This is a genomic window from Desulfuromonas soudanensis, from assembly GCF_001278055.1.
GTDB classification, from domain to species: Bacteria; Desulfobacterota; Desulfuromonadia; order Desulfuromonadales; family WTL; genus Deferrimonas; species Deferrimonas soudanensis.
In genome coordinates, this window is sequence record NZ_CP010802.1 from 2,081,834 (window position 1) to 2,097,151 (window position 15,318).

A 15,318-nucleotide genomic window follows, 5' to 3' on the forward strand; every position below is an offset into this window, starting at 1 on the left:
TGAGCTTCCCAGAAAACTAGACTAGAGTAAGGTCGAGTTCGGACATGACAGCGTCGAGAATTTCCGTGCCGATGGTCAAGGACTCCCTGCCAAACCCCTCAAGCAACGCCAGCGAGGCGACATGATTGATTTTTCGAGGAATTCCTCCGGCATAACCATAGATCTTTTCCACAGCACCGGGGAGAAAAAGTCCGGCGGACCCTCCGGCAACTTCCAGGCGGTGATTGAGATACTCGGCCGTTTCCTCCAGGGACAAAGGCTTCAGGTCGTACTGCATTCCGATCCTCTGGCGCAGCGGTTCGTAAACATGGTGGGCCAGACGCTTCCGGAGTTCGGGCTGCCCCATCAGAACGACGCTGATCAGGTTCCTGTCATCGAGCTGAAAATTAGTCAAAAGCCTGATCTCATCGAAGGTGTCGCGATGGGGGACCAGCTGCGCCTCATCGATGATCAGCACCGGACAGATCCCCTCCTGGTAGAGCCGGTAAAGCTCGCCGCCGATCTGCTCAAGAAGATCGGTCTTAAACCGCGCCGGGTCGTCCACGCCGAGCCGCAGAGCCAGCAGGCGAAGAAACTCCATGGGGGTCAGGCGCGGATTGATGATCAGGATGATCCTGTAAGTTTCATCCATTTCATCCATCAATGCTCTCGACAGCGTGGTCTTTCCGCAGCCGATCTCGCCGGTCAAAAGGATCAGGTCGCGCTCTTCCACCGCATAGATGAGGCGGACGAGCGCTTCCTGGTGCATGCGACTGAGAAACAGGAAGCGCGGGTCGGGTGTCTTGCTGAAGGGTTTTTCGGAAAATCCGTAGAACTCCTTATACATAGAAGCTCGACTCCCCCCGCAGGGCTTCGCTCATAAGGCCGCCGACATCCAGGACGAGGATGGTTTTCTGATTCCCCAGATCGGCGGCGCCGGCCACCCCGCGCACGAAGGAGAGGGTGCTGCCGAGAGATTTGATGACCACATCCTGCTGCCCGAGCAATTCATCGACGACAAACCCGACCTTCTTTTCCGCCAGACCGATGACGGCGACAAACGAACGTCCATTCTTGCGGGCTTTATCCGGAAGGTCGAAGACATTCCCCAGTCGCAACAACGGGAGGGTGCTTTGCCTGAGCTCGATGACCTCCCGCCGTTCAATGGTGCGGATGGATCCCGGTTCGATCATCAGGGTTTCCATGACCGAGTTGATGGGAATCGCGTAGGTTTTGCTGCAGACGCGGACAATCAACGCCTTGATGATGGCCAGGGTGATGGGGAGAGTGATCGTCATGACCGTCCCCTCCCCGGGTTCGCTGTTCATCTCGACCATGCCGGACATGGAGGCGATATTGTTCTTGACCACATCCATCCCGACGCCGCGTCCGGAAAGGTCGCTCACCTCATCACGGGTCGAAAAACCGGGGGTAAGGAGGAGCTCGAAAATATCATCGCGGGTCAGTTCCGCACCCTCCTGAATCAGCCCCTGTTCAAGGGCTTTTTTCCGCACCCTCTCCCCGTCGATACCCCGTCCGTCGTCGCGTACCTCGATAACGACATGATTCCCCTTCTGGGAGGCCCACAAACAGATGGTCCCCCTCGGGGATTTACCGGCGGCACTTCTCTCCTCGGGGGTTTCAATGCCGTGATCGATGGCGTTGCGGATGATGTGCATGAGAGGATCGGCCAGATCCTCCATGATGAGCTTGTCCAGTTCGGTATCGGCCCCACGGATATCGAGTCCGACGTTTTTGTTCTGCTCGCTGGCCACCCGCCGGACGATGCGCGTCATTTTTTCGAAGAGCTGGATTACAGGGACCATGCGCACTTCCATGACCCCTTTTTGCAACTCTTCAAGGCGTCGCTCGAGGGTTCTCGTCGCCTTGTGCAGCTCCGCCAGATGTTTGTTGTTCCCCTCCTGGCGAAGCTGATCGCAGATATTGACGATGGCTCCCTTGGAAAGGACGAGTTCGCCGACCACGTTCATCAATGCATCCAGCTTGTCGATATCGACACGCACGGTGCGGCTGATGGAACGCAGGGACGTTCCGCCACCTTCGGCGCCCTCCTCCTGCAGTGCCCCGTCGGAAGTCTCCCTGATCGCCACAGGTTCGGGGAGGGGGCTCTGCGGTGCCGCAAAAAGAGACTCGATCTGGAGCCCGTCCTGGTTGAGAAGGGTGCGAAGTTTTTCTACCGTAATCGTCGTACCAACGAGGAGTTGGAAGGCGATCCGGTCGGAGATGTCGCCGGCACAGGGGAGTGTACTGATGACTTCCCCCTGCTTCTTGAGGATGTCGGTGATCTCGGCAAGATCCTGATCGAAACTGGCCAGGCTGAAGGTGACCTTGACCCGCAACAGATTGCGTTTCTTTTTCAGGTTTTCCAGAAGCCGGTGTTCTTCATATTCGGTCAGGACATTCAGGATGGCCGGATCGATATTCAGCTTTTTGAGCGGATTTTCCGCCGTACCGACGTCGCCGTGGAGCTCATTGTTGATTCGGGCCAGAATGGAAGAGAGATCGACCGTGACGTCTTCGGAGCCTCCCTTGGCACCGACCAACTGGCTGAGAATATCGAGAGAACCGAAGAGAACATCGAGGAGTGAGGGCCTGAGCTCGAGCTTGCCGAGGCGAAGGCTGTCGAGAAGATTTTCCATGTGATGGGAGAGTTCGGAGATATCGTCAAATCCGAACATCCCGGAAATCCCCTTCAGGGAATGGGCGCCACGAAAAATACTGTTCAACAATTCGGGGTCGACATCGCCACTGTCGACACAATCACCCAATCCCACAAGATCAAGATTGAGTTTTTCAATGATTTCTTCGGCTTCGCCGAGAAAATCCTTGAGGGCACGAGAGGATGGGATCTCAGCCAAAAAAGCCTCCTAACCGAGAAATTTGGTGATGAGGGACTGCAATTCCCGGGGAGAAAATGGCTTGACGAGGTAGGCATCCGCACCGAGCGCCAGCCCCTTCTCACGGTCCCGCTCACTCCCTTCGGTGCTGATAATAAAAAGAGGGGTCGACCGATAGTTGGCGTTCCCCTTGATAAAGCTGACCAGTTCCAGACCGTTGATGTCCGGCATATTGATATCGGTGATCACCAGATCGACCTTCTCTCTCGGCAGAATACGCAGGGCTTCGAAGCCGTTGGCCGCCTCGACAATATCGAAATCACCCATCGCCGCAATAGTTGACACAATGAGAGACCGCATCGTACTCGAATCTTCGGCGATCAGGATTTTCTTCGTCACGCGTCCTAACTCCTAACTCAGTTGGCGTTTTTTACCCGCAGTCGGGTTTCCAGCAGAGTCTTTTCCATGGCCAGCCCGGCTTGGGAGAGAAAGATCTCCAGAGCTTCAGTATCGCCGATAACCGATGACTGGGGGAGATTGTCTCCATAAATAAGGGCCACAACCTTCCCTTCGCTGACCACCGGGCCGAGAAAGACCTCTGCGGGATGACCCCCTCCGAGCTGGGTGCGCAGGTAGGTGTCCCACGGGCCGGATCCAAGCTGAACCCGCATGGGGACCCGGGCCTGAAGGACATCCTTGAAGATGGAGGGCTCATCGACCGGAATGCGCATATGACGCACCCGGGTGTCGGCCATCTCCCCTTCGAGTTCGATCCCGAACTGGCCGAGACCGACGATCTCCTCCTTTTTGACATGAAATATAACGGCACGGTTCATCAACTCACTGGCAAACCGCAGGACCAGAAGGATCACTCCCCCGCCGAGAGAGGGGTTGCTGAGTTCCTGCAGCATCCCCTTGAGAAGGTGCAAACCGGGGGATTCGGGCCCTCTGGCGCTCCCCTGGTCCGCTTCGTCTCCGAATTCGCTCAGGAGCTCTGCACCGAGGTTGAACAGGCCGCCGGGCGAGGAGGAAGGCACGGAGGGGGAAGCGCTCCTGACCATGCCGGATATGGTCTCGGCCAGGGCATGAAGGGCCTGGAGACCCTGGGGGCCACGGACCTCGGTCTTTTTCGGCTTGGAGAGAACGTCCGGGGTGCCAAGATCGCGGACCCGGCGCTCCGCTTCGGGGTTCGGGTGATCGGAAATCATCACCGTATGGGCTTCTGGGGCAATTTTTTTAATATTTTCGAGGAGTTCGACGCCGCCAAGGATTCCGCTGCCGTCCATGCGGGGCATGATCAGATCGACGAGGAGGAGCGGATCACCCCCCTCCCGATATTCCTGTTTGACGGCTTCAAGAAACTCCTTGCCGTCGGCAAAGACTTTGACGAAGAAGCCGAGGTTGCCGAAGGCATCGGCCAACCCTTCGCGGGTCGGTTCGTCGTCATCGATAAAAAGGATGACGGGATTGCCTGCCGAGGGTTTCACCGTCGTCGGAACGCCGCCGGACGGTATCCCCTGGTGTTCCTCGAAGAGGGTCTCCATATCGACGACGGAGGGTGGAGCGTCCTCTTCCAAACTTTCTCCCCGATGGGTCTTTTCATCGAGAAGCCGACTCCCCTCCATGGCCAGCCACTGGGGATTCAGCCCCTGCTCAAGCATGAACTGAAGAGGACTGAAGCTGGTCGCCCCGAGCTCGGCCGGTTCACCGAGTTCGAAAGCAAAGGTCCCTTCCTTCCAGCCGAAGTAACTGTAGACGATCCGCTCGATCTGCTCCTTGACCAGAGTCTCGATCGCTTCTTTGGAAACGCCGAAACGCTCAGCCAGAATAGCCCCGAGACGAAGGGGCGGAGTCGTCTCCTTCTGCAGGGTCAGGGCCGCCCTGAGGGTCTCCATGTCGACAAGCCCCTTGCGCAGCAGGATGTCGCCAAGATTTTCACGAAACACGCTCGAGGCCGCGTGCGTCACCTGACCATGGAGGAAAATAATCGTCCCTTCACGGTTGCGACTGTGAAGCGCCAGCACGCCGGACTTCCGGCTTAGGCTGACGATCTGAAGGATGTCACCCAGCCCCAGATCTTCGAGGTTTCCGACAAGACTCATGATATTCCGGTATTCAGAGGAGGGCAGCCATCAGCGAAGAAGCATAACAGTATGGAATTAAACGAAAATAAATATATCCCAGGAACCTGGAGATGTAAAGGCTTTTTGCCCCTACTCATTTCGCTCCCGATCCTTGAACTGAAGGCGTATGGGGCACCCTGAAAAACCGAAGGCTTCACGGATTTTGTTTCCGAGATAGCGCTGATAAGAAAAGTGCACGCCTTCGGCTTTGTTGACGAAAATGATAAACGTCGGAGGCCGCACGGCGGTTTGAGTGATATAGAAGAGCTTGAGACGCTTCCCCTGATAAACGGGGGGCTGATGTCCCCTTTCGGCGTCGGCCAGCAACTGGTTCAGGTGCGAGGTCGATATCTTTTTATTGAATTCGGCCGAGACTTTCTCGACTTCGCCCATGATCTTGTTGACTCTCTGGCCCGTCAGGGCGGAGATGAAGATGATCGGGGCAAAGGAGAGAAACTTGAAGGTCGAGCGAAGCGTTTCGGTATATTCACTGACGGTGCGATTGTTTTTTTCCAGACGGTCCCACTTGTTGACCACCAGGATCACCGCCCTCCCCTTTTCATAGGCATACCCGGCCACCGTCATGTCCTGGTCGGTCACCCCCTCCTCGGCATCGATCACCACCAGAACGATATGAGCCCGCTCCATCGCCTTGAGCGCCTGAATGACACTGAATTTCTCCAGTCTCTGACTGACCTTCCCCTTGCGCCGGATCCCTGCGGTATCAATGAGCAGATAGTTGTTCTTGTTGTAGATGAAGGGGGTATCGACACTGTCGCGGGTCGTTCCCGCCGTGGGATTGGCGACCATCCGTTCGAAACCGAGAAGCCGGTTGACAAGGGTGGACTTGCCCACATTGGGACGACCGATCACCGCAAGACGGACCTCCCCCTCGTTGTCCCGAAGGGGGGCGGCCTCCGGCAGCAGGGCAAGGATGTCGTCGATCAGGTCGGGGACTCCGCGACCATGCTCGGCTGAAATCGTATGGATGGTTTCCACCCCGAGAGCGTAGAATTCCGTCGCTCCGACCTCCTGGGCATCGCCATCGACCTTGTTCACCACGTAGAGAATCGGCTTGTCGACCCGGCGCAACATCTGCGCGACTTCGACGTCGGAAGGGGTCAGCCCTTCCTTGCCGTCGGCGACAAAGAGGATGATATCGGCCTCTTCGATGGCCAGCTGCGACTGCTCCCGCATTTGCACCAGCATCCGCTCTTCGGTGACCGGTTCGAATCCGCCGGTGTCGATGAGGGTAAAGGGCTTCTCGTAACGGGTCACTTCGGCATAGTTGCGATCCCGGGTCACACCGGGAAAATCTTCGACGATGGCCTTGCGTTGACCGAGAATTCTGTTGAACAGCGTCGACTTCCCGACATTGGGGCGTCCGACGATTGCGACGACTGGCATCATGTTGACTCTTCCATTTCTGCTGAATTTCTACACGAAATCACTGGTAACCGAGTTCCTTGAGCAAGCGCTCCGAATCGGTCCAGTTCTTTTCCACCTTGACGAATAACTCCAGAAAGACCCGGTGGCCGAGCAGCCGCTCGATATCGATCCGCGCCGCCTTGCCGATGGAGCGAATCATCGCGCCCCCCTTGCCGAGGAGAATGCTCTTGTGGGAGTCGCGATCGACGCGAATCACCGCGCCGATGACGATCAGATTCTTTTCGGGTTTTTCCTCAAAGCTCTCGACCGTCACCGCCACTCCGTAAGGGACCTCGTCGCGGGTCTGTTTCAATACCTGCTCCCGGATCATCTCCCCGACGATGAAGCGCTCGGGGAGGTCGGTGATCATGTCCTCGGGATAGTAGCGGGGCCCCTCGGGAAGGAGATCGAGGATGATCCCCGGGAGGGTGTCCACCCCGTCCCCCTTGAGACCGGAGATGGGTATGATGGCGCGGAAGGAGAACTTTTTCGCGTAGGCGTCGATCAGGGCCAGGAGTGCGGGACGGGGGACGAGATCGATCTTGTTGATGAGGAGCACAACCGGCGACCCCCCTTTGGAAATGAGGTCGAGAATGAAATCATCCCCGCCGCCGAGGGGGTCGTTGGCCTCCACCAGAAAGAGGATCAGGTCGACGTCGGAACAGGCCGAGATCGCCTGGTCGACCATGAAACGGTTTAACCGCCCCTTGCCGCGGTGAATCCCCGGTGTGTCGAGAAAGAGGATCTGCCCCTTCTCGAGATTGTGAATGCCGAGAATGCGGTTGCGGGTCGTCTGGGGTTTACTGGTGGTGATGGCGATCTTCTGCCCGAGAATCTTGTTGAGAAGCGTCGACTTTCCGACATTGGGGCGGCCGATGATGGAGACGAATCCGGAACGAAAGTTCGAGTCTGTAGTATTCAAGGTGTGCGGTGTCCTCTGATCACTGGGCGGCATCCATCAGGGAAAGAAGGCGCCCGTTGGTTAGGAGTTGCTGCCGGGGAACCTCCCGGTGGGATACGATATCAAAACTGCCGAACTCTTTTGTCAGCAGGGCCAGATTGCCGTTGCCGTGTCCGCGCGCATCGGAGAAATCTGCGGGGTGCACCAGGGCGCGGCGGTCTTTTCCGGTGGCAGCGCAGCGCTCAAGGGCCCGGAGCCAGAGGCGCGAACGGACCAGCTGGCCAAAGGCCGGATGGTAGGGGCCGGCGACCCGGGCCGAACCGTCATCGAGTTCGGGGGAGGCCTGCAGGCCATGACGGATCACCGCAACGCCGGCACGATGGCACCGCCAGAGCATGTCGGCGCCGAGATCCACGGCCTCATCGAGGTCCATCGGCCGGTAGGTCCCTGCCCGGAAGGCGGCCTCGAGCGGGGTTTCGGAGAGGACAACGGTCGGATAGATCCGGACAAAATCAGGTGCAAGCGCCAGGGCCCTGTCCAGGGAGAAGAGGGCTTCCTTTCGGTCTCCCCCCGGCAGGCCGGGCATCAACTGGAGACCGACGTTCAGGCCGGCGCCGCGAAGGCGACGGACGGCCCCTTCGGCCTCCGTGGCTCCGTGTCCGCGACCGGCGCGGAGCAAAACGGCGTCAGAAAAGGACTGGCACCCTATTTCCACCGTCGTCACCCCGCCGACCTGCAGGGCGGCCACCGCGGTATCCTCGAGGGCATCGGGACGGGTCGAAACACGAACCCCCGAAACCCGTCCCCGGTCGACGAAGAAGGCCGCCACGGCCAGATAGGCCCTGGAAAGCTCTTTGTCGAGAAGGGTAAATGTTCCGCCGTAAAAGGCGATTTCGCCGTCCCCCCGGACCGGCAGAACGCCGTCGAGGAAGGCAGCGACCTCATCGGGGTTCGCGGGGACGGCCTGGCCGCAGAGAGCCTGCTGGCGGCAGTAAACACAGCGATAGGGGCAACCGGCATGGGGGATGAAAACAGGATAGATCCGCATCGATCAACCTTCCAGCCTTGCCAGGGCCTGCCGGGCCGCCTCCTGCTCGGCCCCCTTTTTGGTCCGGCCCTGCCCGGAACCGATCGCCTCCCCCTCGGATTGCACCTCAATGGTGTAGCTGCGCAGGTGATCGGGCCCCTCGACGTTCACCACCCGGTAGGTGGGGGGGAGTCCGTGCCGGGCCTGCAGGACTTCCTGAAGGCGGGTCTTATGGTCGACCCCGACCTTGCGCCGGGCGGCGCATTCGATCTCGTCGGCAAACAGGGCCTCAACCACCGGACGAACAGCTTCGAAGCCGCCGTCGCAGAAGATGGCACCGAGCAACGCCTCCAGGGCGTCGGCCAGCAGGCTGTCCTTGTCCCCCCCTCCGCTGCGCTGTTCGCCACGGCCGAGGAGAAGGCAATCGCCGAGATCGCATTGCCGTCCCAGGACGGCCAGGGTTTTTTCGTTGACGACCTCGGCCCGGACCCGCGTCAGGTCTCCCTCGGCGAAGGTTTCGTAATCACTGAAAATAATCTGACTTATGACCAGGTCGAGAACAGCGTCGCCGAGGAACTCCAGCCGTTCATTGTGGGGCCAGACTCTGCCGACCTGCTCATTGGCAAAGGAGCGGTGGGTGAGCGATTCACGCAGCAGATCCCGGTCTTTGAAGAAATATCCGACCTTTTTTTCCAGCTGTTTTTCGAGATCCTGGCGTTCCAAAAGCTTCTCCACAAAAGAGCCGACGGGCGGTCCAAGGATTAACAAAAAATCGCCTTTTAGTATACTAAAATCGCCCGTTCATGACGAGGCAAGTCCCGTCGCCGCCCGGTTTTTCCTTGCCTATCCGGGAGAGCGCTCCTATAATAGCATGCTTTACCAGTTCTTAACCGACTTTTACCTGTCACGGGTCCGATGGCACTATTCATAACCTTTGAAGGGATCGAGGGGAGCGGCAAGACGACGCAGATCCGGTTGCTCGCCGAACGACTCGGCAAGGCCGGCAAAGCCGTGGTGGCGACCCGGGAACCCGGGGGTTGCCCCATTGCCGACATGGTCCGCCAGATCCTCTTGTCTCCCGGCAGCGCCGCGCTGGTTCCCCGGGCCGAGCTCCTTCTTTACGCCGCAGCCCGGGCACAGCATGTCGACGAGGTCATAATCCCGGCCCTGAAAGAGGGAAAGATCGTCCTTTGTGACCGCTTCATCGACGCCACCCTCGCCTACCAGGGACACGGCCGCCGCCTCGACGCCTCACTCATCGACCGCCTGAACCAGCTGGCTACCGGTGGGCTCTCCCCGGACCTCACCCTCCTTCTCGACATGCCCGCCGAGAAGGGTCTGCGCCGGGCACGGCAGCGCAACGAAGACCAGAACCTGGGGAACGAGGATCGCTTCGAACAGGAGTCCCTGGCTTTTCACAGCCGGGTTCGCCAGGGATACCTCTTTCTGGCCGAAGGGCAAGATCGCTTCCGCCGTATCGATGCCGAAGGAAGCGCAGAAGAAGTGGCAAGGCGAATCGCCGCCGTGGTCGATCCTTTTCTGGAGCAGCATTCTTCATGACCTTCGCTCAAATCCTCGGTCACCGGAGACAAAAGGAGATCTTGCAGCGAGCCTTCGCCTCGGGACGCCTGGCCCATGCCTACCTCTTCGAAGGACCCGAGGGGGTCGGCAAGCGCCTCATGGCCCTGGCGCTCGTCAGGCTCGTCTTCTGTGCGGACGGCTCCGGGTGCGGCATCTGCAGCGCCTGCCGAAAGATCGACCACAACAACCATCCCGACCTGCACATTCTCGAGCCGGACGGGGCGATGATCAAGATCGAACAGATCCGCCGCATCCAGAAAGAACTCTCCTATCGCCCGCTGGAGGCCCAAAAAAAAGTCGTCCTCATCGATGGCGCCGAAAAAATGAATGCGGCGGCCGGCAACGCCCTCCTCAAAACACTGGAGGAGCCGAACGGTGAGGCCCTGCTCCTTCTGCTGACCCCGCACCCGGAGAAGGTTCTCGGGACGATTCGCTCCCGCTGCCAGCGCCTCCCCTTTTCCCGCCTCCCCCGCCAGGAGCTGTTGACGGTTCTGCTGCAGCAGGAGGGGATGAATGAGGTCGAAGGGCACATCCTGACGGCCCTCTCCGAAGGGAGCTTCAAAAAGGCCCTGGGGAGGGACCGGGAACTTTACCTGGAACGACGTAAGGCGATTCTCAAGTCCCTTACGGCCCTTTCCCCCGGGAGCATCGGCCCCCTCTTCGACCTGGCCCAGGAACTGGCCGAAGACAAGGACCATCTTCCGGAAATTCTCGAGATCATCCAGGTCTTCTACCGGGACCTCCTCCTTCATGCCCATGGCGCCCCTGAGGAGGAAATGGTCAATCTCGACCTTGCGGAGAAGATACGACGGGTCGTCTCCCGGGAAACGGTACCGTCCCTGCTGCGCAAGCTCGACGCCATCGCCGCGTCCCAACTCCACCTCGGGCGCAACGTCAACCGACAACTGGCCATCGAGGTCCTGCTGATGCGCCTGGTGGCCTGAGTGCCCCCGGCCCCTGCGGCCTATCGATGAACCGCTGCCACATCGCGGACCTCCAACAGGAAACAGACAGAGACTTATGATCCGAATTGTGACCATAAAATTCCGGGATGCCGGCAAACAGTACGACTTCAACGCCCAGGCCCTCGAACTTAAGAGGGGGGACCAGGTGGTGATCGAAACGGAACGTGGGCGCGCCCTCGGGATCGTTGTGGCCCCGCCGCGGGAAGTACCCGCCGCCCAGGCGCCGCCAGACATCAAAATCATCCAGCGCCTGGCCACCGAAGAGGACCTCTCCCTGGCCAGGGCCAACACCAGCCGGGAGCAGGATTCCTTCCGCTTTTGCCAGCGGCGCATCAAGGAACGGAAGATGGAGATGAAGCTGGTTCGAGCCGAATATCTCTTCGACGGCTCCAAAATCATTTTCTACTTCACCGCCGACGGACGGGTCGATTTCCGCGAACTGGTCAAGGATCTTGCCCACCATTTCCACACCCGCATCGAGATGCGCCAGATCGGCGTTCGCGACGAGGCCAAGCTAACGGGGGGGATCGGTATCTGCGGCCGCGAACTCTGCTGCTGCTCCTTTCTCACCGATTTCGCGCCGGTTTCGGTGAAAATGGCCAAGGAGCAGGGGTTGGCCCTGAATCCGAACAAGATTTCCGGCCAATGCGGCCGCCTCCTCTGCTGCCTCGGCTACGAATTCGAAACCTACTGCGCCATGCGCAAGATGCTCCCCAAGTGCGGCCGGAAGGTGGTGGTCAACGGCAGCGAAGGGGAAGTCGTCGACCAGAATATCCTGGCGTCGAAGGTCACGGTCAGGATGGGAGACGGCAAGCGGATCGAGGTTCCCGTCGACGAGATCGACAAGGGTCCGGTCACGGTCACGCCCCCGACGGCGTCCCCCCCGGCCCCGGCCGCTGCCGCTCCCCCTCAACCCCGCCGGGAACGACAGGGCAGGGAACGCACGCGCCAGCCGAAGGGAACCCCGCCCAAGGAAAAATCCGGCGAACCCCGTGCCGAAAGTGGGAGGCAACCCCAGCCCCCGCGGGAGGAAGCGCCGCCGCCTGCGACCGGCGTCGAGGGAACCCCGAAGACCGGCAAGAGAAAAAGCAGAAACCGTCGCCGACCGCGCCGCAATCCGCCCTCAGGAGACCAGTGATGGCCAAGCACTTCTACCTCACCACGCCCATCTATTATGTCAACGACGTGCCCCATATCGGCCACGCCTATACAACACTCGCCTGCGACGTGCTGGCCCGATATAAAAAGGCCCGCGGCTTCGAGGTTTTCTTCCTGACCGGCACCGACGAGCACGGCCAGAAGGTGGAAAAAGCCGCCCTGACCCGCGGCGAGACCCCCCTCGAACTCGCCGACCGCGTCATGAAGCGCTTTCAGGCCCTGTGGGAAAAGCTCAACATCAGCAACACCGACTTCATCCGCACCTCCCAGGAGCGCCACAAGATCGGCGTGCAGCGCCTTTTCAAGGACCTCCAGGCCAAGGGGGATATCTACCTCGGCGAATACGAGGACTGGTACTGCACCCCCTGCGAAACGTTCTGGACGGAAACCCAGCTGATGGACGGCTGCTGCCCCGACTGCGGGCGACCGACGGACAAGCTCAAGGAAGAATCCTATTTCTTCCGGATGAGCCAGTATCAGGAAGCGCTCCTGCGCCACATCGAGGAAAACCCCGACTTCATCCAGCCGCGAAGCCGCCGCAACGAGGTCTTGAGCTTTGTTCGCGAGGGGCTGCGGGATCTCTCCATCTCCCGCACCTCCTTCTCCTGGGGGATCCCCGTCCCCGGCAACGAACGGCACGTCATCTACGTCTGGTTCGACGCCCTGAGCAACTACATCACCGCTCTCGGCTATCCCGACGACGCCGAGGGGAATTTCGCCGATTACTGGCCGGCCGACGTCCACGTCATCGGCAAGGACATTCTGCGTTTCCACTCCGTCTACTGGCCGACCTTCCTCCTCGCCGCCGGCATCCCGCTGCCGAAAAAAGTCTTCGCCCACGGCTGGTGGACCGTCGAGGGGCAGAAGATGAGCAAGAGCCTGGCCAACGTCGTCGAGCCCAACATGCTCATTGACAAATACGGGGTCGATGCCATCCGCTACTTCCTCCTTCGCGAGGTCCCCTTCGGCCTCGACGGCGACTTCTCTCATTCGGCCCTGGTCCACCGGATCAATTCGGACCTCGCCAATGACCTGGGGAACTTGGTCAGCCGCTCGACGGCCATGGTCAACAAATATTTCGGCGGTACCCTTCCGAGTGCTGCGAACCTGGACGATGCCGACAGAGCGTTCATTGCCCGGTTTTCCGCGGCGACGCAAACGGTGGATCAGCAGATGAGCGAGCTGGCCTTCAACAAGGCTCTGCAGACCATATGGGAACTGGTGAGCGCCGCCAACAAATACATCGATGAGGTGGCTCCCTGGACCCTGGCCAAGGATGAGGCGCTGCGCCCCCGGCTGGGAACGGTCATGTACAACCTTCTCGAAGGGGTGCGCCTGATCGCCCTCCTGGTGGGGCCATACATGCCCGAAACGGCCGTAAGCATCATGGCCACCCTCGGAAACGACAACCGGGAACTGACCCTGGATGGGCACGACGGCTGGGGGGGGCTCAAACCGGGAACCACGGTCGAGAAGGCCGCGCCCCTCTTCCCCCGCATCGAAACCGAATAGCATCCGGCAGCGATTCCTTGCAAACGAAAGGGGCGCTGTGGCGCCCCTTTTTATTGGAGAAGGCCATGAGCGTTCAGCTTCCGCCACTCATCGACACCCACGCCCACCTCGACCACCAGCAGTTTGCCGCCGACCGCGAGGACGTCATCGCCCGGGCCCGGGCGGCAGGGATCAGTTACATCCTCACCGTCGGCTGCGACCTGGAAAGTTCCAGGCAATCGGTGGCCATCGCCCGCGCCCACCCGGAGATCTATGCGGCGGTCGGCATTCACCCCCACGACGCACCCCAGGCCACCGACGAGGGGATGGCCGAACTGGCACGGCTCATCAGCGAGGAACCCCGGGTGGTGGCTGTCGGCGAAACCGGCCTCGACTATTACCGCGACCGGGCGCCGCGCCAGACGCAGCGCGAGGCCTTCCGGCGCCAGATCGGCCTGGCCAGGAGCGTGGGGCTGCCGATCATCGTCCACGACCGCGACGCCCACGAAGACGTCCTGCAGATCCTGGTCGAAGAGAACGCCCGGGAGGTCGGCGGCGTCCTCCACTGTTTCAGCGGCGACATCGCCATGGCGAAGGCCTGTATCGATCTCGGTTTTTTCCTCTCCTTCCCCGGGACCCTCACCTACCCGAAAAACGAGGCCATGCGGGACGTGGTCCGATTCATTCCCACGGAACATCTGCTGATCGAAACGGATTGCCCGTACCTGGCGCCGCAGCCGATGCGCGGCAAACGCAATGAACCGGCCCTGGTGCGCCACACCGCCGAGACGATCGCCGACATCAAGGGGCTGACAGTCGCGGACGTTTCGCGCATTACCGCCCTCAACACCCATGCCCTCTTCGGCATCGGCGAGGTGGACCAGACCAGCAAAATCGCCTACAGGATTCGCAACGCCCTCTATCTCAACGTCACCAACCGCTGCACGAATGCCTGCATCTTCTGCGCAAAGTTCAAGGATTTTCAGGTCAAGGGGCACCATCTGCGCCTGGACCATGAGCCGACCGTCTCCGAGGTGAAAGCCGCCATCGGCGATCCGAAGGATTACCAGGAGGTGGTTTTCTGCGGCTACGGCGAACCGCTGATCCGCCTCGACCTGGTGAAGGAAATCTCCGCCTGGCTCAAGGAAAAGGGGGTACGGGTGCGCATCAACACGGACGGCCAGGCCAACCTGATCCACGGCCGCAACGTCCTGCCGGAGCTGGCCGGGCTCGTCGATGCGATCTCCGTCTCCCTCAACGCGCCGGATGCCCAGACCTACCAGAGGATCTGCCAATCCCGATTCGATCTGGCCGGTTATGATGGGGTCAAGGATTTTCTCCGCCAGGCCGTCAAGACGATCCCGACGGTGACGGCGAGTGCGGTCGCCATGCCGGGAATCGACATCGAGGCCTGTCGCCGTGTGGCAACCGAGCTGGGCGTGGAGTTCAGGGAGCGGGAATACAACGAAGTCGGCTGAAAAATAACCGGAAATGAAAGGGAATGGAAAATCGATGGATAAATTGAGCGGAAAACAGGCCCGTTACCTGCGCGGACTCGGGCACCACCTGCAACCGATCGTCATGGTCGGACGGGAGGAGATCAGCGACCGTCTTCTGGCGTCTGTCGAGGAGGCCCTCGGCATTCACGAGCTGATCAAGGTCAAGCTTCAGGAAGGCTGCCTGCTGGACCGTCGCGAGGTCGCAAGCCTACTCGCCGAGAAGACCTCCTCCCAGGTGGCGCAGGTTCTGGGCAAGACCATCCTTCTCTACCGTGCCAGCGACCAGGCGAAAATCAACCTCCCCTGAT

At 60.1% G+C, this 15,318-nt stretch carries 14 protein-coding genes; 6 read left to right on the forward strand and 8 right to left on the reverse strand.

What is annotated here, in order from left to right; translation table 11 throughout:
• Window positions 1-16: 16 nt before the first annotated feature.
• The 8 genes from DSOUD_RS09440 to rnc all read right to left on the reverse strand — a co-directional run bounded on the left by DSOUD_RS09440 (window position 17) and on the right by rnc (window position 9,039).
• Window positions 17-826, reverse strand: coding sequence for an ExeA family protein (locus DSOUD_RS09440; RefSeq protein WP_053550776.1), 810 nt, complete (start codon window positions 824-826; stop codon window positions 17-19).
• Window positions 819-2,858 carry a chemotaxis protein CheA gene (locus DSOUD_RS09445; protein WP_053550777.1) on the reverse strand — a complete coding sequence of 680 codons (2,040 nt, stop codon included), beginning with the start codon at window positions 2,856-2,858 and terminating at the stop codon, window positions 819-821. The genes DSOUD_RS09440 and DSOUD_RS09445 overlap by 8 nt, the downstream gene beginning before the upstream one ends.
• A gap of 9 nt (window positions 2,859-2,867) precedes the next feature.
• Window positions 2,868-3,236, reverse strand: coding sequence for a response regulator (locus tag DSOUD_RS09450; protein WP_096335436.1), 369 nt, complete (start codon window positions 3,234-3,236; stop codon window positions 2,868-2,870).
• Between the two features lie 17 nt (window positions 3,237-3,253).
• Window positions 3,254-4,939 carry a response regulator gene (locus DSOUD_RS09455; protein WP_053550778.1) on the reverse strand — a complete coding sequence of 562 codons (1,686 nt, stop codon included), beginning with the start codon at window positions 4,937-4,939 and terminating at the stop codon, window positions 3,254-3,256.
• A 111-nt stretch (window positions 4,940-5,050) separates the two neighbouring features.
• Window positions 5,051-6,370: a ribosome biogenesis GTPase Der gene (gene der / locus DSOUD_RS09460; RefSeq protein WP_053550779.1), complete on the reverse strand. Its 1,320-nt coding sequence runs from the start codon at window positions 6,368-6,370 to the stop codon at window positions 5,051-5,053.
• Window positions 6,371-6,407: 37 nt separating this feature from the next.
• Window positions 6,408-7,343, reverse strand: a complete 936-nt coding sequence (gene era, locus DSOUD_RS09465) for a GTPase Era (RefSeq protein ID WP_053550780.1) — start codon at window positions 7,341-7,343, stop codon at window positions 6,408-6,410.
• The gene (locus DSOUD_RS09470) at window positions 7,330-8,337 is read right to left on the reverse strand and encodes an elongator complex protein 3 (RefSeq protein WP_053550781.1); all 1,008 of its coding nucleotides are present in this window, start codon (window positions 8,335-8,337) and stop codon (window positions 7,330-7,332) included. Before DSOUD_RS09470 ends, era begins: the two co-directional genes overlap by 14 nt.
• Before the next feature lie 3 nt (window positions 8,338-8,340).
• Entirely contained in the window at window positions 8,341-9,039 is a 699-nt protein-coding gene (gene rnc / locus DSOUD_RS09475) for a ribonuclease III (protein ID WP_096335437.1), read from the reverse strand.
• A gap of 192 nt (window positions 9,040-9,231) precedes the next feature.
• On the opposite strand from rnc, the gene tmk reads away from it, so the two are divergent.
• The 6 genes from tmk (at window position 9,232) to yhbY (ending at window position 15,317) form a co-directional block, all read left to right on the forward strand.
• The gene (tmk, locus tag DSOUD_RS09480) at window positions 9,232-9,876 is read left to right on the forward strand and encodes a dTMP kinase (protein ID WP_053550782.1); all 645 of its coding nucleotides are present in this window, start codon (window positions 9,232-9,234) and stop codon (window positions 9,874-9,876) included.
• Window positions 9,873-10,841 (forward strand): DNA polymerase III subunit delta', encoded by a 969-nt coding sequence (holB, locus tag DSOUD_RS09485; protein WP_053550783.1) that lies wholly within the window; start codon window positions 9,873-9,875, stop codon window positions 10,839-10,841. Before tmk ends, holB begins: the two co-directional genes overlap by 4 nt.
• Window positions 10,842-10,917: 76 nt before the next feature.
• Window positions 10,918-12,000: a PSP1 domain-containing protein gene (locus DSOUD_RS09490; RefSeq protein ID WP_053550784.1), complete on the forward strand. Its 1,083-nt coding sequence runs from the start codon at window positions 10,918-10,920 to the stop codon at window positions 11,998-12,000.
• Window positions 12,000-13,532 (forward strand): methionine--tRNA ligase, encoded by a 1,533-nt coding sequence (metG, locus tag DSOUD_RS09495; protein ID WP_053550785.1) that lies wholly within the window; start codon window positions 12,000-12,002, stop codon window positions 13,530-13,532. The genes DSOUD_RS09490 and metG overlap by 1 nt, the downstream gene beginning before the upstream one ends.
• Before the next feature lie 65 nt (window positions 13,533-13,597).
• Window positions 13,598-14,989 carry a TatD family hydrolase gene (locus tag DSOUD_RS09500; RefSeq protein WP_053550786.1) on the forward strand — a complete coding sequence of 464 codons (1,392 nt, stop codon included), beginning with the start codon at window positions 13,598-13,600 and terminating at the stop codon, window positions 14,987-14,989.
• A gap of 34 nt (window positions 14,990-15,023) precedes the next feature.
• Window positions 15,024-15,317: a ribosome assembly RNA-binding protein YhbY gene (yhbY, locus tag DSOUD_RS09505; protein WP_053550787.1), complete on the forward strand. Its 294-nt coding sequence runs from the start codon at window positions 15,024-15,026 to the stop codon at window positions 15,315-15,317.
• The last annotated feature ends 1 nt before the right edge of the window (window position 15,318 follow it).